General features: G+C 61.9%; 18 protein-coding genes. 14 read left to right on the forward strand and 4 right to left on the reverse strand.

Features of this window, described 5'->3' with window-relative positions; all coding sequences use genetic code 11:
- Window positions 1–58: 58 nt before the first annotated feature.
- Genes GDV60_RS04275 through catA form a run of 3 tightly spaced genes read left to right on the forward strand, consistent with a single transcriptional unit; the run spans window position 59 to window position 2,462 of the window.
- Window positions 59–1,186, forward strand: coding sequence for a muconate cycloisomerase family protein (locus tag GDV60_RS04275; protein ID WP_029299902.1), 1,128 nt, complete (start codon window positions 59–61; stop codon window positions 1,184–1,186).
- A gap of 13 nt (window positions 1,187–1,199) precedes the next feature.
- Window positions 1,200–1,490, forward strand: a complete 291-nt coding sequence (catC, locus tag GDV60_RS04280; RefSeq protein WP_029299901.1) for a muconolactone Delta-isomerase — start codon at window positions 1,200–1,202, stop codon at window positions 1,488–1,490.
- A gap of 42 nt (window positions 1,491–1,532) precedes the next feature.
- Entirely contained in the window at window positions 1,533–2,462 is a 930-nt protein-coding gene (gene catA / locus GDV60_RS04285; protein ID WP_154907829.1) for a catechol 1,2-dioxygenase, read from the forward strand.
- Window positions 2,463–2,585: 123 nt separating this feature from the next.
- Here catA and GDV60_RS04290 read toward each other — a convergent pair whose 3' ends face one another.
- Entirely contained in the window at window positions 2,586–3,059 is a 474-nt protein-coding gene (locus GDV60_RS04290; RefSeq protein WP_029299899.1) for an Lrp/AsnC family transcriptional regulator, read from the reverse strand.
- Window positions 3,060–3,202: 143 nt separating this feature from the next.
- Here GDV60_RS04290 and kynU point away from each other — a divergent pair, with 143 nt between their 5' ends.
- Window positions 3,203–4,453: a kynureninase gene (gene kynU, locus GDV60_RS04295; RefSeq protein WP_029299898.1), complete on the forward strand. Its 1,251-nt coding sequence runs from the start codon at window positions 3,203–3,205 to the stop codon at window positions 4,451–4,453.
- A 150-nt stretch (window positions 4,454–4,603) separates the two neighbouring features.
- Window positions 4,604–6,034, forward strand: a complete 1,431-nt coding sequence (locus GDV60_RS04300; RefSeq protein ID WP_029299897.1) for an amino acid permease — start codon at window positions 4,604–4,606, stop codon at window positions 6,032–6,034.
- Here GDV60_RS04300 and GDV60_RS04305 read toward each other — a convergent pair.
- Window positions 6,031–6,960 carry a LysR substrate-binding domain-containing protein gene (locus GDV60_RS04305; RefSeq protein ID WP_159906403.1) on the reverse strand — a complete coding sequence of 310 codons (930 nt, stop codon included), beginning with the start codon at window positions 6,958–6,960 and terminating at the stop codon, window positions 6,031–6,033. The two genes, GDV60_RS04300 and GDV60_RS04305, sit on opposite strands and share 4 nt — an antisense overlap.
- Window positions 6,961–7,150: 190 nt before the next feature.
- Here GDV60_RS04305 and GDV60_RS04310 point away from each other — a divergent pair, with 190 nt between their 5' ends.
- The 4 genes from GDV60_RS04310 (at window position 7,151) to GDV60_RS04325 (ending at window position 11,114) form a co-directional block, all read left to right on the forward strand.
- A complete protein-coding gene (locus GDV60_RS04310) occupies window positions 7,151–7,915 on the forward strand; it encodes a sulfite exporter TauE/SafE family protein (RefSeq protein WP_159906404.1) in 765 nt (254 codons plus the stop codon).
- Between the two features lie 122 nt (window positions 7,916–8,037).
- Complete coding sequence (locus tag GDV60_RS04315) at window positions 8,038–8,628, forward strand: NAD(P)H-dependent oxidoreductase (protein WP_159906405.1); 591 nt, start codon at window positions 8,038–8,040, stop codon at window positions 8,626–8,628.
- Window positions 8,629–8,669: 41 nt separating this feature from the next.
- Window positions 8,670–9,566 (forward strand): LysR family transcriptional regulator, encoded by an 897-nt coding sequence (locus tag GDV60_RS04320; protein ID WP_029299893.1) that lies wholly within the window; start codon window positions 8,670–8,672, stop codon window positions 9,564–9,566.
- Window positions 9,567–9,668: 102 nt separating this feature from the next.
- Complete coding sequence (locus GDV60_RS04325; RefSeq protein ID WP_029299892.1) at window positions 9,669–11,114, forward strand: SulP family inorganic anion transporter; 1,446 nt, start codon at window positions 9,669–9,671, stop codon at window positions 11,112–11,114.
- Between the two features lie 392 nt (window positions 11,115–11,506).
- Here GDV60_RS04325 and GDV60_RS04330 read toward each other — a convergent pair whose 3' ends face one another.
- The gene (locus GDV60_RS04330) at window positions 11,507–11,890 is read right to left on the reverse strand and encodes a lysozyme inhibitor LprI family protein (protein WP_092233276.1); all 384 of its coding nucleotides are present in this window, start codon (window positions 11,888–11,890) and stop codon (window positions 11,507–11,509) included.
- 195 nt (window positions 11,891–12,085) lie between these two features.
- On the opposite strand from GDV60_RS04330, the gene GDV60_RS04335 reads away from it, so the two are divergent.
- The 5 genes from GDV60_RS04335 (at window position 12,086) to GDV60_RS04355 (ending at window position 16,461) form a co-directional block, all read left to right on the forward strand.
- Window positions 12,086–13,489 (forward strand): gluconate:H+ symporter, encoded by a 1,404-nt coding sequence (locus GDV60_RS04335; RefSeq protein WP_070994410.1) that lies wholly within the window; start codon window positions 12,086–12,088, stop codon window positions 13,487–13,489.
- A gap of 26 nt (window positions 13,490–13,515) precedes the next feature.
- Complete coding sequence (locus tag GDV60_RS04340) at window positions 13,516–14,376, forward strand: MurR/RpiR family transcriptional regulator (protein WP_159906406.1); 861 nt, start codon at window positions 13,516–13,518, stop codon at window positions 14,374–14,376.
- A gap of 1 nt (window position 14,377) precedes the next feature.
- Window positions 14,378–15,832, forward strand: coding sequence for an amidohydrolase family protein (locus GDV60_RS04345; protein WP_029299887.1), 1,455 nt, complete (start codon window positions 14,378–14,380; stop codon window positions 15,830–15,832).
- An 82-nt stretch (window positions 15,833–15,914) separates the two neighbouring features.
- The gene (locus tag GDV60_RS04350; protein ID WP_029299885.1) at window positions 15,915–16,283 is read left to right on the forward strand and encodes a glyoxalase superfamily protein; all 369 of its coding nucleotides are present in this window, start codon (window positions 15,915–15,917) and stop codon (window positions 16,281–16,283) included.
- 7 nt (window positions 16,284–16,290) lie between these two features.
- Window positions 16,291–16,461 carry a hypothetical protein gene (locus GDV60_RS04355; protein ID WP_159906407.1) on the forward strand — a complete coding sequence of 57 codons (171 nt, stop codon included), beginning with the start codon at window positions 16,291–16,293 and terminating at the stop codon, window positions 16,459–16,461.
- A 459-nt stretch (window positions 16,462–16,920) separates the two neighbouring features.
- Here the strand turns inward: GDV60_RS04355 and GDV60_RS27045 are convergent, their stop codons facing one another.
- Window positions 16,921–17,784 (reverse strand): methyl-accepting chemotaxis protein, encoded by an 864-nt coding sequence (locus GDV60_RS27045; RefSeq protein ID WP_371923395.1) that lies wholly within the window; start codon window positions 17,782–17,784, stop codon window positions 16,921–16,923.
- Window positions 17,785–17,799 lie beyond the last annotated feature (15 nt).

Raw genomic sequence — 17,799 nt, forward strand, 5'->3', positions numbered from 1 at the left:
CAACAACAATGGGCGACAGAATCAGGCCAGACCTATAAAGAACCCAACGGGTATTGCCATGCCGATTTGCGCCATCGAGTCGATCGAGACCATCATCGTCGATCTCCCCACCATTCGCCCGCACAAGCTGGCGATGCACACCATGCAAAACCAGACCCTGGTGATCATTCGTGTGCGTTGCGCCGACGGCATCGAAGGCATTGGCGAGTCCACCACCATCGGTGGCCTGAGCTACGGCAACGAAAGCCCCGACAGCATCAAGACCAATATCGACCACCACTTCGCGCCGCTCTTGATCGGCCAGGACGCCAGCAATATCAACGCGGCGATGTTGCGCCTGGAGCGCAGCATCCGTGGCAACACCTTTGCCAAGTCCGGTATCGAAAGCGCCTTGCTCGATGCCCTCGGCAAGCGCCTGGGTTTGCCCGTCAGCGAGCTGCTCGGCGGCCGCGTGCGCGATGCCTTGCCGGTGGCGTGGACCCTGGCCAGCGGCAACACCGCAAAAGACATCGAAGAGGCCGAGAAGATGCTCGACCTGCGCCGCCATCGCATCTTCAAGTTGAAGATCGGCGCCGGTGAAGTCAGCCAGGACCTGGCCCACGTGATCGCGATCAAAAAGGCCCTGGGCGAACGCGCCAGCGTGCGGGTCGACGTCAATCAGGCCTGGGACGAAGCCGTGGCCCTGCGCGCCTGCAAGGTGCTGGGTGACAACGGTATCGACCTGATCGAGCAGCCGATCTCGCGCAACAACCGTGGCGGCATGGCCCGGCTCAACCTGTCGAGCCCGGCGCCGATCATGGCGGACGAATCCATCGAATGTGTCGAAGATGCCTTCAACCTGGCCCGCGAAGGTGCGGCCTCGGTGTTCGCGCTGAAGATCGCGAAAAACGGCGGCCCGCGCGCGGTGCTACGCACGGCGGCGATTGCCGAGGCGGCGGGGATCGGCCTGTATGGCGGCACCATGCTCGAAGGCGGGATCGGCACCCTGGCCTCGGCCCATGCGTTTCTCACCCTGAATAAACTGGCCTGGGACACTGAGCTGTTCGGGCCGCTGCTGCTCACCGAGGACATCCTCAGCGAGCCGCTGGTGTATCGCGATTTCCACCTGCATGTCTCGACCGCCCCGGGCCTGGGCCTGGCCATCGATGAGGAACGCCTGGCGTTCTTCCGTCGCGACAAACATTAAGAGGACGCCTGGGATGTTGTTTCACGTAAAAATGACCGTAAACCTGCCCGTCGACATGAACCCCGAGCGCGCGGCGGCCCTCAAGGCCGACGAAAAGGCCCTGGCCCAACGCCTGCAAGCGCAGGGCAAGTGGCGCCACCTGTGGCGTATCGCCGGGTTGTACGCCAACTACAGCGTGTTCGATGTCGACAGCGTGCAGGAACTGCATGACCTGCTGATGCAACTGCCGCTCTATCCCTACATGGCCATCGAAGTGAATGCCCTGTGCCGGCATCCGTCGTCGATCCATGAGGATGACCGCTGAGTCTGTCTAGCCACCTAATAATTACAAGATGAGGATTGCACCATGTCCATTCGACTGTCCCAGACTGCCCACGCCCAGCGCTTCCTCGAAGAAGCCAGCGGCAACCTCAATGACGCCGGCAACCCACGGGCCAAGGCGCTGATCTACCGGATCCTGCGCGATACGGTGAACATCATCGAAGACCTGGAAGTGACCCCGGAAGAGTTCTGGAAGGCGGTCAACTACCTCAATGAGCTGGGCAAGAACCAGGAAGCCGGGTTGCTCGCCGCAGGCCTGGGCCTGGAGCATTACCTGGATATGTTGATGGACGCGGCCGACGAGGAAGCCGGCAAGTCCGGCGGTACCCCGCGCACCATCGAAGGGCCGCTGTACGTGGCCGGCGCGCCGCTGTCCAAGTACGAAGCGCGGCTGGACGACGGCCTGGATGCGGCGGTGCCGCTGTTCATGCGTGGGCAGGTGCGCGATGTCGACGGCAAGCCATTGGCCGGGGCGATTGTGGACGTGTGGCAGGCCAATACCGGCGGCACTTACTCCTGGTTCGACCCGACGCAATCGGAGTTCAATCTGCGTCGCCGGATCGAGACCGATGCCCAGGGCAACTACCGCTTTCGCAGCATTGTCCCGTCCGGCTACGGCTGCCCGCCGACCGGCCCGACCCAGCAGTTGCTCGATCAACTGGGCCGCCACGGCCAGCGGCCGGCGCATATCCACTTCTTCATCTCGGCACCGGGGCATCGGCACCTGACCACGCAGATCAACCTGTCGGATGATCCGTATCTGCACGATGACTTTGCCTATGCCACCCGGGACGAGTTGATTGCCGAAATTCGCTTCAGCGAAGACCCGCAACTGGCACGGGAATTTGGCGTGGAGGGCAAGTTTGCGCAGATCGATTTTGACTTCGAACTACAGCCGGCGGCCGCGCCCGTAGAGCAAACACGCATGCAACGCGTGCGCGCCCTCGAAGACTGAATGCGGTAAAAATGTGGGAGCGGGCTTGCTCGCGAAAGCGGTGTGTCAGTCAATACATCTGGTGACTGACACACCGCTTTCGCGAGCAAGCCCGCTCCCACATTGGTTTTGTGGTGGGGCTGGTTATTTGCGTACGACCAGGTCCAGCACCTCATCCCGATCCTTGATCTTCTGCAGCACGATCTCCGAGCGGATATCCATCACCCCCGCCGTGCGGTTCAGGTGGTTCACGATAAAGTCGGAGAAGTGCTTGAGGTTGCGCGCCTGCACCCGCAGCACATAGTTGCTGGCGCCGGTGATCACGTAGGCGCTGGCCACTTCCGGCCAGCCCTGGACCTTCTTGATAAAGGTCTCGTGCCAATCCTCCATATCCTGGCGCAATGACAGGTGGACGATGGCTTCCAGCTCGATCCCCAACTGCTCGGCATTGAGCACCGCGCGATAACCACTGATCACGCCCTCACTCTCCAGCAGGCGCAAACGGCGCAGGCAGGCGGATGGCGACAGGGCGACTTTCTCCGCCAGTTCCTGGTTGCTGATACGGCCATCCTGTTGCAGGAAATGCAGGAGGCGCAGGTCGGTGGCGTCGAGAATCATGCTTAGAATTAATCCGCGTATTTGGAGGTTAAATTCGAATTTCCTACGGCTTATTAAGCCAGTTGTAGCGCACTTTGCACGAAAATTCTGCAAATCTTCGTTCATTATTTGGTCCATCGTCACCTATAAAAACAGGACTTTCCATGACCAGCCGAAACCATTGCCAGACCCTCGACGCTCAGGACCCGCTGGCGCCACTGCGCGATCAATTCGCCCTGCCGGAAGGCGTGATCTACCTCGACGGCAACTCCCTCGGCGCGCGTCCGGTGGCAGCGCTGGAACGGGCGCAAGCGGTCATCGCCGAGGAGTGGGGCAACGGTCTGATCCGCAGCTGGAACAGCGCCGGCTGGGCCGACCTGTCCCAGCGTCTGGGCAATCGCCTGGCACCGCTGATCGGCGCGGGCGAGGCTGAAGTGGTGATAACCGATACCACCTCGATCAACCTGTTCAAGGTGCTCAGCGCAGCCTTGACCGTGCAGCGCCAACGCCAGCCGCAACGCAAAGTGATTGTCAGTGAAGCGAGCAACTTCCCCACCGACCTGTACATCGCCGAAGGCCTGGCCGCGCTGTTGCAACAGGGCTACTCCCTGCGCCTGGTGAACAGCCCCGAGGAACTGCCGCAAGCCATCGACCAGGACACGGCGGTGGTGATGATCACCCACGTCAACTACAAGACCGGCTACATGCACGACATGCAGGCGCTGACCGCGCTGAGCCATGAGTGCGGTGCGCTGGCGATCTGGGACCTGGCGCATTCGGCGGGCGCGGTGCCGATCGACCTGCACCAGGCCGGCGCCGACTACGCCATTGGCTGCACCTACAAATACCTCAACGGCGGCCCGGGTTCCCAGGCGTTTGTGTGGGTCAACCCAGCGCTGGTGGAGTTGGTGACACAGCCTCTGTCGGGTTGGTTCGGCCATAGCCGCCAGTTCGCCATGGAGTCCAACTACGTCGCAGGCAAGGGCATCACCCGCTACCTGTGCGGCACCCAGCCGATCACCTCGCTGGCGATGGTCGAGTGCGGCCTGGATATCTTCGCCCAGACCGACATGGCCAGCCTGCGCCGCAAATCCCTGGCGCTGACCGACCTGTTTATCGAGCTGGTGCAAAGCCGCTGCGCCGCCCACGACCTGACCCTGATTACCCCGCTCGAGCATGCCAAGCGCGGCAGTCATGTCAGCTTTGAACACCCGCAAGGCTACGCCATCGTCCAGGCGCTGATCGCCCGTGGCGTGATCGGTGATTACCGTGAGCCGAAAATCATGCGTTTTGGCTTTACCCCGCTGTACACCAGCTTTACCGAGGTGTGGGATGCGGTGGAAATCCTCGGCGAAATCCTCGACGGCAAAACCTGGGACCAGCCACAATTCAAAGTGCGCCACAGCGTCACCTGAGAACACCACAAAACCCCTGTAGGAGCTGGCTTGCCTGCGATGAAATCGCCTCGGTCTGACTGACTACCGAGGTGCCTGCATCACAGGCAAGCCAGCTCCTACAGGTGCCTGGTCAGCAGTCAACATCACAATAATAAAGGGGCACGCCACGTGACCACGCCAGACAACGGCTTTGCAGCAATCACCAATCGCGAACTGGGCCTGCGGCGCCAGCTCACTTCCGGGCAGATGAGCATGATCGCCATCGGTGGCGCCATCGGTACCGGGTTGTTCATGGGCAGTGCCTACGCCATCGGTTATGCCGGGCCCAGCGTGCTGGTCAGCTACGCCATCGGTGCGTTGATCACCTTGTTGTTGATGGGCTGCCTGGCGGAGATGACGGTGGCCCATTCCACCTCCGGCTCCTTTGGCGCCTACGCCGAGTTCTATATCAGCCCATTGGCCGGCTTCCTGGTGCGCTATGCCTACTGGGCGGCGATTGTGCTGGCGGTGGGCGCCGAGGTCACGGCGGTGGCGATGTACATGAAGTACTGGTTCGCCAACGTGCCGGAATGGGTGTGGATCGTCTCGTTCTCCAGCGTGTTGATCGTGCTCAACGCCATCAGCGTGAAGACGTTCGGTAACTTCGAGTACTGGTTCTCGACGATCAAGATCAGCGCCATCGTCGGTTTCATCATCCTCGCGGTGTACGTGGTGTTCGGCTCTGGCAACCCGGATTACGGGGTGCAGAACTACACGGCCCACGGCGGGTTTTTCCCCAATGGCCTGAGCGGTATGTGGATTGCGGTGATTGTGTCGATCTTCAGCTACCTGAGCGTGGAGATGATCGCAGTGGCAGCGGGTGAAGCGGCCGACCCGGAGCAGGCGGTGAAAAAAGCCTTCCGCGCCACGATTGTGCGGCTGGTGGTGTTCTACCTGCTGACCCTGGCGTTGATGCTCGCCATCGTGCCGTGGAACCAGTCCGGGCAGAGCCAGAGCCCGTTTGTCACGGTGATGCAGACCATCGGCATTCCCGGCGCCACCGGGGTGATGAACTTTGTGATTTTGATTGCCGCGTTGTCGGCGATGAACAGCCAGCTCTACATCACCACGCGCATGATGTTCAGCCTGTCCCGTGGCGGCTTTGCGCCAAAATCCATGGGTGCCCTGAGCAAAAGCGGGATCCCGCTCAACGCCCTGTTGCTGTCCAGTTCGGGCATTGCCCTGGCGACCTTGTTGAACGTGGTGTACCCAGAAAGCTCCTTCACCCTGATGATGGCCATCTCGATGTTTGGTGCGATCTTCACCTGGTTCATGATCTTCCTCACGCACCTGTTCTTCCGCCGCTACCGCAAGCGTCACGGCGGGCCGAAGTTATCCTTCCAACTGCGGTTGTTCCCCTACAGCACACTGCTGGGGCTGGTGCTGATGGGCGCGGTGATGATCACCACGTTCTTCACCGAGGCGTTCAAGATGACCCTGGTGTTTGGCGTGCCGTTCCTGTTGATCCTGTCGGCGGTGTATTACGTGTTCTTCCGCAAGCGCCGCGCAACCCCTGTAGGAGCGAGCGTGCTCGCGAAAAACCCGAGTACGCCACGTTAAACCTGCAAGCCCGCGTTATCGTTGACCACCTTCGCGGGCAAGCCCGCTCCTACCGTGAGTGCGTCCAGCAGGGCAGTGGCATAACCCGGCAACTGCTCGAACGAACGTGCGCACAACAGCAGTTTGCGACAGGCCCAGTCCTCCGTCAGGGGCTGGGCCTGCAATTGCTCGGCGTGGGGCCAGCGCTGCAACGCCGCCTGCGGCACAATCCCCAGCCCTGCGCCACGGGCGACCATGCGCATCACCCCATCAAAGCCGTCGGCGCGCACCCGGGTCTGCAAGCGAAAACCTGCGTGCAGGGCCTGTTCTTCCAGGTACACCGCCAACGCGCTGTTGGCCGCCAATCCCACATAGTCGTGGAACAGACTGTCGATAAAACTCACCGGCCCTGCCGTCAGCGGATGACCTATGGGCATGATCAGCACCAGCGGGTCATCGCGAAATGCCCGGGTCTGTAAGCCGTGGGTGTCCACCGCATCGGAAATTATCCCCAGGTCTGCCGCGCCCTGGCGCAAGGCGTGGGTGATGCGCAGGCTGGGCAGTTCCTGCAGGTCGATATCAAGGTTGGGGTGGGCGCAGAGAAAATCCGCCAGCAACTCCGGCAGGTACTCACTGAGGGCGGTGGTGTTGCACAGCAGGCGCACCTGGCCTTTGACGCCGTTGGCGTACTCCGTTAGCTCCTGTTGCAGGCGCTCGGCCTGTTGTAACAACAAGCGGGCATGACGGGCCAGGGCGTTGCCGGCGGCGGTCGGGGTCACGCCGCGCCGGCCGCGCACTAGGAAGGCGACGCCTGATGAGGCTTCCATCGCCCGGATGCGCGCACTGGCGGCGGCCAGGGACAAATGGCTGCGGGCGGCACCAGCGGTGATGTTGCCGGTGTCGAGGATGTGCAGGTAGAGGCGCAGGTCGGTCAGGTCAAAGTGCATGGCTGGAAATCCCGGGTGCCTGGAAGGGCCTCATCGCAGGCAAGCCAGCTCCCACATTTGAATGTGTTCACAAATCCAAATGTGGGAGCTGGCTTGCCTGCGATAGCGTTCTGAGCCTCACGCAAAACAAGAGGCTGCCTCAGTATATGGCGAATTTCCAACCCCTCGCCAAACCCGCACAATTCCCGCTATGACGACCTTCCTCGCGTTCTACCAAAACCTCGGCCCAGCCTTGACGCTGCTGGTGATCGGTACCTTCCTGCTGGCCGGCACCGTCAAGGGTGTGATCGGCCTGGGCCTGCCCACCGTCGCCATGGGCCTGCTCGGCCTGGCTATGCTGCCGGCGCAGGCTGCAGCCCTGCTGATCATCCCGTCTACCATCACCAACCTCTGGCAACTGGCCTTCGGTGGGCACTTGGGCGCATTGAGCAAACGCCTGTGGCCCATGCTCCTGCTGATTTTCCTTGGCACCGGGCTCGGTTCGCTGTGGCTGGGCATGGACGGTGGTGCATGGGTGGTGCGGGCATTGGGCGGGGCATTGCTGGTGTATGCGCTGTGCGGGTTGTTCCTGCCGGCGTTCAGCGTGCCGATCAGCACCGAACGCTGGCTGGGCCCGGTGTGTGGCCTGTTGACGGGCGTCATCACCTCGGCCACCGGCGTGTTCGTGATCCCGGCCGTGCCGTACCTGCAAGCGCTGGGCTTGAACCGTGACCAACTGGTGCAGGCGCTGGGCCTGTCCTTCACTGTGTCTACCCTGGCCCTGGCGGCCGGGCTGTTCTGGCGCGACAACCTCGGTGCCGGCGAGTTGAATGCCTCGCTGCTGGCGCTGGTGCCGGCGCTGCTGGGCATGTGGCTGGGGCAAAAGCTGCGCCAGCGCATCAGTGGCGTGCTGTTCAAGCGTGTGTTTTTTATCGGCATGGCGGCACTGGGCGGGCACTTGCTGATTGGCGGCTAGCGCAACAATCAAATGATTACTCGTGCTTGAAGGTCAAAAGTGTTTTGCCGATCCGTGGCTTACTCACCCGAGGGGTTGCCCGTAGCCTGCGCTCATACATTTTCAACCTTCAGGTAATCCCCATGAAAAAAGTTCTGTTGCTCAACGGTGGTAAGAAATTCGCCCACTCGGACGGTCGCTACAACGACACCTTGCACGACGCCGCCCTGGCCGTGCTGGACCGTGGTGGTATCGACGTGAAAGTCACCCACATCGATGCCGGCTACGACGTTGCGCAAGAAGTTGCCAAGTTTCTCTGGGCCGACGTGATCATCTACCAGATGCCCGGCTGGTGGATGGGCGCGCCGTGGATCGTCAAGAAGTACATCGACGAAGTCTTCACTGAAGGCCACGGCAGCCTGTACGCCAGCGATGGCCGCACCCGTTCCGACGCGTCGCAGAAATACGGCAGCGGCGGCCTGATCCAGGGCAAGCAGTACATGTTGTCGCTGACCTGGAACGCGCCGCAGGCGGCCTTCGACGATCCGAGCGACTTCTTCGAAGCCAAGGGCGTGGATGCGGTGTATTTCCCGTTCCACAAGGCCAACCAGTTCCTTGGCATGAGTAGCCTGCCGACGTTCCTCTGTGTGGACGTGATGAAGCGCCCCTCCATCGAGGCTGATGTGCTGCGTTACGAGCAGCATCTGGCGCAGGTGTTTAACCTGCCCCGGTAATACGGCTAGTATCCACGCAGCCGTATTCACGAGGATTCACGTTGAAAGCCCGATCCGATGAGCTACAGATCTTCGTCTGCGTGATTGAATGCGGGTCGATTTCCGCCGCTGCCGAACAGGTTGGGCAGACGCCCTCGGCGGTCAGCCGTACCTTGTCACGGCTTGAAGCCAAGCTCGACACCACCCTGATCAACCGCACCACGCGGCGCATGGACCTGACCGAAGAGGGCAAGTATTTCTTCGAGCAGGCCAAGCTGATCCTGGCGCAGATGGAGGAGTTGGAAGAGCGCCTGTCGTCGCGGCAGAAAACCCCGTCCGGGCGCCTGCGGATCAACGCGGCGTCGCCGTTCATGCTGCATGCCATCGTGCCGTACGTCGCGGAGTTTCGCCGCCTGTACCCGGATATCCAGTTGGAGCTCAACAGCAACGACTTGATCATCGACCTGCTGGAGCAGAGCACCGATATTGCGATCCGCATCGGCACCCTGGCGGACTCGACCCTGCATGCCCGCTCCCTGGGCTGCAGCCCGCTGCATATCCTCGCCAGCCCCGCGTACCTTGCGCAACACGGTACGCCGAGCACGGTGGCCGAGTTGGCGGATCACACGTTGCTGGGCTTCACCCAGACCGAAACCCTCAACCACTGGCCGCTGCGCCATGTGCAGGGTGATCGTTGGCAGATCGAGCCGGGCATTGCCGCGTCCAGCGGTGAAACCCTGCGCCAGTTGGCGCTGGAAGGGCAGGGGATCGCCTGCCTGTCGCACTTCATGACCATCGAAGACATCAACGCCGGCCGCTTGCAGACGGTGCTCGCCCCGTTCAACAGTGGTTATCGCCAGCCGATCAATGCGGTGTACTACCGCAACTCGCAACTGGCCCTGCGTATCCAGTGCTTCCTCGACTTTATCCAGGAAAAACTGGCGCGCTACGCCTGTTGACCCGACTGCCCACCTGTGGCAAGCCCGCTCGCCACGGTGGTTCCATCTGATGTATTTGCGTACCATCGCCACCTCATTCCCCGCAATTCCCCCGGTAAACCCATGAAGCTCTCTCGTCTGCGTGCCGACGCCCTGGCCGGACTCACCACGTCTTTTGCCTTGCTGCCCGAATGCATCGCCTTTGCCCTGGTGGCCCACCTCAACCCGCTGATGGGGCTGTATGGTGCCTTTATCATCTGCACCTTGACCGCCTTGTTCGGCGGCCGGCCGGGGATGGTCTCGGGGGCGGCGGGGTCGATGGCGGTGGTGATCGTCGCGCTGGTGGTGCAGCACGGGGTGCAGTACTTGCTGGCGACAGTGCTGCTGGGCGGTTTGATCATGATTGCCTTCGGCCTGCTACGCCTGGGCAAACTGGTGCGCATGGTGCCGCACCCGGTGATGCTCGGCTTCGTCAACGGCCTGGCGATCATCATTGCCCTGGCGCAACTGGAGCATTTCAAGAGCGGTGAGACCTGGCTCAGCGGCACACCGTTGTACGTGATGAGCGGGCTGGTGGCGGCGACCATGGCCATCGTCTACCTGTTGCCGCGCCTGACCCGCGCGGTGCCGCCGGCGCTGGTGGCGATTCTCGGCGTGGGGTTGGCGGTGTACCTGCTGGGCTTGCCCACGCGCACCCTGGGCGACATGGCCCATATCGCCGGCGGCCTGCCGACCTTCGCGCTGCCGCAGATTCCCTGGACCCTGGAAACCCTCGGCATCATCGCGCCGTACGCGTTTTTGATGGCGATGGTGGGGCTGCTGGAAACCCTGCTGACCTTGAACCTCACCGATGAAATCACCGAGACCCGCGGCTACCCCGACCGTGAAAGCGTGGCCCTGGGCGCGGCGAATATGGTCAGCGGGGTGTTTGGCGGCATGGGCGGCTGCGCAATGATCGGGCAGACCGTGATCAACCTCAGCTCGGGCGGGCGCGGGCGCTTCTCCGGGGTGTTTGCCGGGGTGATGATCCTGCTGTTTATTTTGTTCCTGTCGCCGCTGATCGAGCGCATTCCCCTGGCGGCGCTGGTGGGGGTGATGTTCGTGGTGTCCCAGCAGACGTTTGCCTGGGCGTCGCTGCGGGTGATCAACAAAGTGCCGCTCAATGATGTGTTGGTGATCATGGCGGTGACGGTGATCACCGTCTTTACCGACCTGGCCACCGCGGTGCTGTGCGGGATTGTGATTGCCGCGCTCAACTTTGCCTGGCAGCAGGCCCGCGAGCTGTACGCCGATGAACACCTGGAGGCGGATGGCAGCAAGCTCTACCGGCTGCACGGTACGTTGTTTTTTGCCTCGACCACGCCGTTCCTGAACCAGTTCGACCCGGCCAACGACCCGGCCCAGGTCACGCTGGACTGCCGGCACCTGAGCTTTGTCGACTACTCCGCCATCGCGGCGTTGATGACCTTGCGCGAGCGCTATAGCAAGGCTGGCAAGCACCTGCGGGTGCTGCACTTGTCCGAGCGCTGCAAGAAACTGCTCAAGCGCGCACGAGTGCAACACGACTGACCCCCCTGTAGGAGCGAGCTTGCTCGCGAAAAACGTCAACGATAACGCGGGCTTTCTGGATGCACGCGGCGCTCTCAGGTTTCTCGCGAGCAAGCTCGCTCCTACAGGTGCTCACGGCTTGTCGGCGATGGGCATAGGTATCTACACAACTTTGCCGCAACGCCTAAATCCAGACAGATAGCGCAGTTGTGGCGAGCGGGCTTGCCCCGCGATGGGCTGCGAAGCAGCCCAAATAAGCCGAATGCGTTGTACCAGATACACCGCAGCGGCTGGTTTTGGGGCTGCTTCGCAGCCCAGCGCGGGGCAAGCCCGCTCGCCACAGGGGAGTTCGTCAGTTTCTGAAAGTTGTGTAGATACCGATGCGGCGATGGGGCCAGGAGATCGACGCAGGCTTATGGCCCGACGAGGTTTTCCAGTTCTTCGGCGCGGGTCTGGGTCATGTCCAGTACACAGCCAGAGCCATTGACCTGGTCAATACTGCCGCCGGTCGCGGAGCCGGCGAAGGCGCAATTGGCATCGCGGTACTTGATCCACAGGCGCTGCACATCCTGCAATTGTTGCTTGCGCGGGCCTTGCTGGGCCTGCAGCGCGGTTTTGTAGGCGCTGTTCAGGCGCTTGTCCTGGACCTTGGTTTCCTGGGCGTTGCAGCCGACCATCGCGGCTGTGGTGTTGGCGCTGTCCATGCATTTTTGCAGGGCAGGGCTGCTGTCGGCGGCCATCGTGGTGCCGGACGAGGCCAGCAGTAATGCGCTGATGGCGAGGGTTCTACGGTTCATGACGGCATTCCTGAAGATGATTCGGTGTGCAACTTGAGACCGGGCACGGGCAGTCGAGTTTCCCTTACCCCCTGCAGCGCGCATGTAAGAACTGTCCCCTGATTTTCATCCCGGGTCTGCGGGCATGTCCCAAAGCGACAGCGCTTATCTGTGGGCGAAAATTACTTTCATAAAATTTGAAAACGCTCCTCGGTAATGATTTATGAGTTTCACAACCAATTCGACGTGACCCTTTCCGAGGAGTACCGCATGGCCACATCACCTGGCGTCTGGCTGTTGGCATACGCTGCCATCGCCATCATTGCATTGATCGTGCTGATTGCACGTTACCGGCTCAACCCGTTTATCGTCATCACCCTGGTGTCCATCGGCCTGGCGCTGCTGGCCGGGATGCCGGCGGATACGATCATGGGCTCTTACGAAGCGGGTGTCGGCAAGACCCTGGGGCATATCGCGCTGGTGGTGGCCCTGGGCACCATGCTCGGCAAGATGATGGCCGAATCCGGCGGCGCCGAGCAGGTGGCGCGAACCCTGATCAACCGCTTTGGCGAACGCAATGCCCATTGGGCCATGGTGTGCATTGCCTTCCTGGTGGGGCTGCCGCTGTTTTTCGAAGTCGGTTTTGTATTGCTGGTGCCGATTGCATTTACCGTGGCCCGGCGCGTGGGGGTGTCGATCCTGATGGTCGGCCTGCCGATGGTCGCCGGTCTGTCGGTGGTGCATGCGCTGGTGCCGCCGCACCCGGCGGCGATGATGGCGGTACTGGCGTATAACGCCTCCGTCGGGCAAACCGTGTTGTACGCGATTTTGATCGGCATCCCGACCGCGATCATCGCCGGGCCGGTATACGCCAAGTTCATCGTGCCGCGCATTCACCTGCCTGCCGAGAACCCACTGGAGCGCCAGTTCATCGAGCGCGAACCACGCACCCGTCTGCCAAGTTTCGGCCTGACCATGGGTACCATCCTGTTGCCGGTGGTGCTGATGATGATCGGCGGGTGGGCCAACCTGATCTCCACGCCCGGCAGCGGCTTCAACCAGTTCCTGTTGTTTATCGGCAACTCGGTGATCGCCTTGTTGGTGGCGACCCTGGTCAGCTTCTGGACCCTGGGCCTGGCCCAGGGCTTCAACCGCGAGTCGATCCTCAAGTTCACCAACGAATGCCTGGCGCCGACCGCCAGCATCACCTTGCTGGTGGGCGCGGGCGGCGGTTTGAACCGGATCCTGGTGGACGCCGGCGTGACCCACGAGATCCTCGGCATGGCCAATGCCTTCAACCTGTCGCCGCTGGTGATGGGCTGGTTGTTCGCCGCGCTGATGCGCATTGCCACCGGCTCGGCCACTGTGGCCATGACTACCGCGTCCGGCGTTGTTGCGCCTGTGGCCCTGGGCCTGGGTTATCCACACCCGGAATTGCTGGTGCTGGCGACTGGTGCCGGCTCGGTGATTTTTTCCCACGTCAATGACGGCGGCTTCTGGCTGATCAAGGAATACTTCAATATGACGGTAATCCAGACCTTCAAGACCTGGACCGTGCTGGAGACTTTGATTTCGGTGGTCGCCTTCGGCCTGACCTACGGCCTGTCTCTTGTTTTATGAGCCTGATCCTGTAACCCGGAGACCCCATGGACATCCTCTACCAGATCCGCGCCCGCCAGGATTCCTTCAGCGCTGGCGAAGGGCGAATCGCCCGGCTGATGCTTGATGATGTGGGCTTCGCCGCATCCGCCAGCCTGGAAGAGTTGTCCCTGCGGGCCGAGGTCAGCACCGCCACCTTGTCGCGCTTTGCCCGCAGTGTCGGTTGCCGGGATCTGCGCGACCTGCGCCTGCAACTGGCCCAGGCCAGCGGGGTGGGCAGTCGTTTCCTCGACCCGGCGGGGTTGCCCGAGCAGTCGGCGTTTCATCGGCAGATCCTCGGTGATATCGAAGCGACCCTGCGCCAGCATCTGTCGGGCTTCAACCAGGCCGCTTTTGCCGATGCGGTGCACCTGCTGGGCAAGGCGCGGATGATCCACGCGTTTGGCATGGGCGGCCCGTCGAGCCTGTGCAGCGAAGAATTGCAGGTGCGCCTGGTACGCCTGGGCTACCCGATTGCCGCGTGCCGCGACCCGGTAATGATGCGGGTCACGGCCGCCACATTGAGTGCTGATCACGCATTGATTGTCTGCTCCCTGACCGGCCTCACGCCCGAACTGCTGGGCGTGGTGGAGCTGGCGCGCAACTATGGGGCGCGGGTCGTCGCCATCACCCTGGCCGATTCACCGCTGGCGCAGTTGGCCGACGTACTGCTGCCGCTGCAACCGGCCGAAACCAGTTTTATCTACAAACCCACTGCGGCGCGCTACGGAATGCTGCTGGCCATTGACGTGCTTGCCACTGAGCTGGCGCTGGCCAGGCCGGACGACAACCAGGAACGCCTGCGCCGGATCAAGCTGGCCCTGGACGACTATCGCGGCGGCCCTGACAGCCTGCCGCTTGGAGATTGAGATGAAGTACCACACGTTGATCCGCCAGGCGCTGATCATTGATGGCAGCAACACGCCGGGGTATATCGCTGACGTGGGCCTGCGCGACGGGCGTATCGAGACGATCGGCGACTTGGCGGGCGCCCAGGGCGAGCATGAGATCGAGGCAAGTGGCCGCGTATTGGCGCCGGGATTTATCGACGTGCACACCCATGACGACACCGTGGTGATCCGCCAGCCGCAGATGTTGCCCAAACTCAGCCAGGGCGTGACTACGGTGATTGTCGGCAACTGTGGTATCAGCGCCTCGCCGGTCAGCCTGCGCGGTGATCCGCCGGATCCGATGAACCTGCTGGGCAAGGCCGAGGCGTTTGTCTATCCGCGGTTTACCGATTACCGCGCCGCCGTGGAAAACGCCGAGCCAGCGCTCAACGTCGCCGCATTGGTCGGCCATACGGCATTGCGCAGCAACCATATGGACGACCTGCAGCGCAGCGCCACACCGACCGAAATCGCGTTGATGCGCGTGCAATTGCACGAGAGCCTTGAAGCCGGCGCCCTGGGCTTATCCACAGGCCTGGCCTACGCCAGCGCGTTCAACGCCGACACCGACGAGGTGCTGCAACTGAGTGAAGAACTGACCGCGTTTGGCGCGGTATACACCACCCATCTGCGCAGTGAATTCGAACCGGTGCTGGAGGCCATGGACGAGGCGTTCCTGATCGGCCGCCACGCCAAGGCGCCGGTGATCATCTCCCACCTCAAGTGCGCCGGCGCGGGCAACTGGGGGCGCAGTCCGCAATTGCTGGCGTCCCTGGAGCAGGCCGCCAAGACCCATCCGGTGGGCTGCGATTGTTACCCCTATGCCGCCAGCTCCTCGACCCTGGACCTCAAGCAAGTGACCGATGCTTTTCGTATCACCATCACCTGGTCGACACCGCACCCGGAAATGGGCGGACAGGATCTGCAGGCTATCGCAGGCACGTGGGGGGTATCGCTGATGGATGCCGCGCGGCGTCTGCAACCGGCCGGCGCGGTGTATTACGGAATGGACGAGAGCGATGTGCAACGGATCCTCGCCCATCCCCTGTCGATGGTGGGTTCAGATGGCCTGCCGGAAGACCCGTTCCCTCATCCGCGCTTGTGGGGTGCCTTCCCACGGGTGCTCGGGCATTTCAGCCGCGACCTGGGCCTGTTTCCGCTGCACACCGCAGTACACAAAATGACCGGCCTGTCGGCCGCACGGTTTGGCCTGGCCGGGCGCGGTGCAATCCGCGAAGGGTACTGGGCCGACCTGGTGCTGTTCGACCCGGTGCGGGTGCGCGATGTGGCCGACTTCAAGGACCCGCAACGGGCTGCCGAAGGGATAGATGGGGTGTGGATCAATGGCGTGCTGAGCTACCGCGACGGACAGGCGAATGGTCAGCGGGCGGGGCGGTTTCTGGCGCGCAGCGGTGATTTGCGTGGGGGGTTCTGATTTCAAGGCTTGGGTTGAAGCCCGCTCGCCACGGGTGGGGTGTTTGCCTATAGTGGCTGCTTCAAAACAGGGAGCCGTCGCCATGCAGTTAGGAACAGTCACCCCCATCTTGCGGACCTTCGACGAGGCCAAGACTGAGGAGTTTTATATCGGTTTCCTTGGCTTCAAGGTCGATTGGCAGCACCGCTTTGAAGATAATTTCCCGTTGTATCTGCAAGTGTCGTTCGGTGCCTGTGTACTGCACCTGTCCGAGCACCATGGTGATGCCTCACCGGGCGCCGCAGTGCGGATCCAGGCCGCGGGCCTGGACGCTTACCAGCAGCAATTGCAGGCCAAGGACTATCGCTTTGCCAAGCCGCAAATCGAAGAAACACCCTGGGGCACGCGGGAGATGAGCATCAAGGATCCATTTGGCAATCGGCTGGTATTTGTCGAGGAAGGCCAGGCCTGATCGACAAATGGCAGGCAATAAAAAACCGCCTTTGCAGGGCGGTTTTTTATTGCAATCCCAGTTAGTGGCTGGGGTTGCATGCTCAAAGGAAGCAGTGATGTGCGAACAAATACTACTTTTGGTTTTGGGTATTCGCAAGGCTTGGCGACAATCGGCATTGTTCGTTTTTGATGCCTGACCTTATCCAAGTGTAGACGCAAAAAATGGTAATAAAACACTGTGGAACTACAGAGTGTTTGATGGGCGTTCGTCACACCTTGGACGTGGATCTTGGTTAGTATCGCCCCTGTTCTGCGTTTGTCGTTTGGTAGGTGAGGCTGGGTACGCGCTCGAATTCTGGACCGACCGCCACGGGCTAGTAATCCGTGCCGGATTCATGCGGGAGGAACCAAAGCCCGGCCGCCTCAAAGGAAGCAGTGATGTGCATCCCAAGGCTCACGTGTTCCGGTAAGTGCGCTGGAGGTAAGGCCCAACTTCAGGAGGGCCGAGTATGTCCAAGTTTGCACGACGTACGTGGGACCTCGTAGTGAATTGCCTGCGTGTTTATCACGTCTGGAAATTCCTGCGAGACAGCTTCGATGACCGTTAAGGCCTGAGAAGCGCAGCCGCCCCGGTTTTGGCCGGGGCGGCTTTTTGTTTACACCCGGAAATGGCTGACCATCTGCTGCAACTGGCTGCCCAATCGTGCCAACTCGACACTGGACTTGGCGGTCTCGTCGCTGGCGGTAGCAGTCTGCTCCGACACATCGCGCACATTGACGATGCTGCGGCTGATTTCTTCGGCCACGGCGCTTTGCTGTTCGGCGGCGGCGGCGATCTGCTGGTTCATCGACTGGATGTTCGACACCGTGCGGGTGATGTTCTCCAGGGAGACGCCAGCCTTGCGGGTCAATTCGACGCTGCTGTCGGTCAGGCTGCGGCTGTTGTTCATCACATTGGCCACTTGCTGGGTACCGTTCTGCAAGCCGGCGACCAGGCCTTCGATCTCCTCGGTGGATTTCTGCGTGCGCTGGGCCAGCCCACGGACCTCGTCGGCCACCACGGCAAACCCACGCCCGGCTTCACCGGCACGGGCGGCTTCGATGGCGGCGTTGAGCGCCAGCAAGTTGGTCTGTTCGGCCACGGCCTTGATCACGTCCATCACGCTGCCGATCTTGTTGCTCTCTTGTTGCAGGTGCGCCATGGCGTCGGTGGAGCGCGCCACTTCATCGGCCAGGCGTTCGATCTGGGCGATGGCTTCGGCCACCACCTTGTCGCCTTCACGGGCCTGGCCATCGGCGGCGGAGGCGGCCTGGGACGCCTGTTCGGCGTTGCGCGCAACTTCCTGCACGGTGGCTGTCATCTCATGCATTGCCGTAGCCACTTGATCGGTCTCGATCTTCTGGCTGTTGACCCCGGCGCTGGTCTGTTCGGTCACGGCCGACAACTCTTCGGCGGCGCTGGCGATCTGGGTGACGCCGTCGCGAATACCGGAAATCAGCTCGCGCAAGGTAGTGCCCATGCGCTGGATACCTTG

This window comes from Pseudomonas sp. DTU12.1 (assembly GCF_009873475.1).
Lineage (GTDB): Bacteria > Pseudomonadota > Gammaproteobacteria > Pseudomonadales > Pseudomonadaceae > Aquipseudomonas > Aquipseudomonas proteolytica.

What these genes read in the sequence shown, in the direction of transcription:
- GDV60_RS04275 (WP_029299902.1), top strand. Translation starts at nt 59, where the DNA reads ATGCCGATTTGCGCCATCGAGTCGATCGAGACCATCATCGTCGATCTC.
- catC (WP_029299901.1), top strand. Translation starts at nt 1,200, where the DNA reads ATGTTGTTTCACGTAAAAATGACCGTAAACCTGCCCGTCGACATGAAC.
- catA (WP_154907829.1), top strand. Translation starts at nt 1,533, where the DNA reads ATGTCCATTCGACTGTCCCAGACTGCCCACGCCCAGCGCTTCCTCGAA.
- GDV60_RS04290 (WP_029299899.1), bottom strand. Translation starts at nt 3,059, where the DNA reads ATGATTCTCGACGCCACCGACCTGCGCCTCCTGCATTTCCTGCAACAG.
- kynU (WP_029299898.1), top strand. Translation starts at nt 3,203, where the DNA reads ATGACCAGCCGAAACCATTGCCAGACCCTCGACGCTCAGGACCCGCTG.
- GDV60_RS04305 (WP_159906403.1), bottom strand. Translation starts at nt 6,960, where the DNA reads ATGCACTTTGACCTGACCGACCTGCGCCTCTACCTGCACATCCTCGAC.
- GDV60_RS04310 (WP_159906404.1), top strand. Translation starts at nt 7,151, where the DNA reads ATGACGACCTTCCTCGCGTTCTACCAAAACCTCGGCCCAGCCTTGACG.
- GDV60_RS04315 (WP_159906405.1), top strand. Translation starts at nt 8,038, where the DNA reads ATGAAAAAAGTTCTGTTGCTCAACGGTGGTAAGAAATTCGCCCACTCG.
- GDV60_RS04325 (WP_029299892.1), top strand. Translation starts at nt 9,669, where the DNA reads ATGAAGCTCTCTCGTCTGCGTGCCGACGCCCTGGCCGGACTCACCACG.
- GDV60_RS04330 (WP_092233276.1), bottom strand. Translation starts at nt 11,890, where the DNA reads ATGAACCGTAGAACCCTCGCCATCAGCGCATTACTGCTGGCCTCGTCC.
- GDV60_RS04335 (WP_070994410.1), top strand. Translation starts at nt 12,086, where the DNA reads ATGATTTATGAGTTTCACAACCAATTCGACGTGACCCTTTCCGAGGAG.
- GDV60_RS04340 (WP_159906406.1), top strand. Translation starts at nt 13,516, where the DNA reads ATGGACATCCTCTACCAGATCCGCGCCCGCCAGGATTCCTTCAGCGCT.
- GDV60_RS04345 (WP_029299887.1), top strand. Translation starts at nt 14,378, where the DNA reads ATGAAGTACCACACGTTGATCCGCCAGGCGCTGATCATTGATGGCAGC.
- GDV60_RS04350 (WP_029299885.1), top strand. Translation starts at nt 15,915, where the DNA reads ATGCAGTTAGGAACAGTCACCCCCATCTTGCGGACCTTCGACGAGGCC.
- GDV60_RS04355 (WP_159906407.1), top strand. Translation starts at nt 16,291, where the DNA reads ATGGCAGGCAATAAAAAACCGCCTTTGCAGGGCGGTTTTTTATTGCAA.
- GDV60_RS27045 (WP_371923395.1), bottom strand. Translation starts at nt 17,784, where the DNA reads ATGGGCACTACCTTGCGCGAGCTGATTTCCGGTATTCGCGACGGCGTC.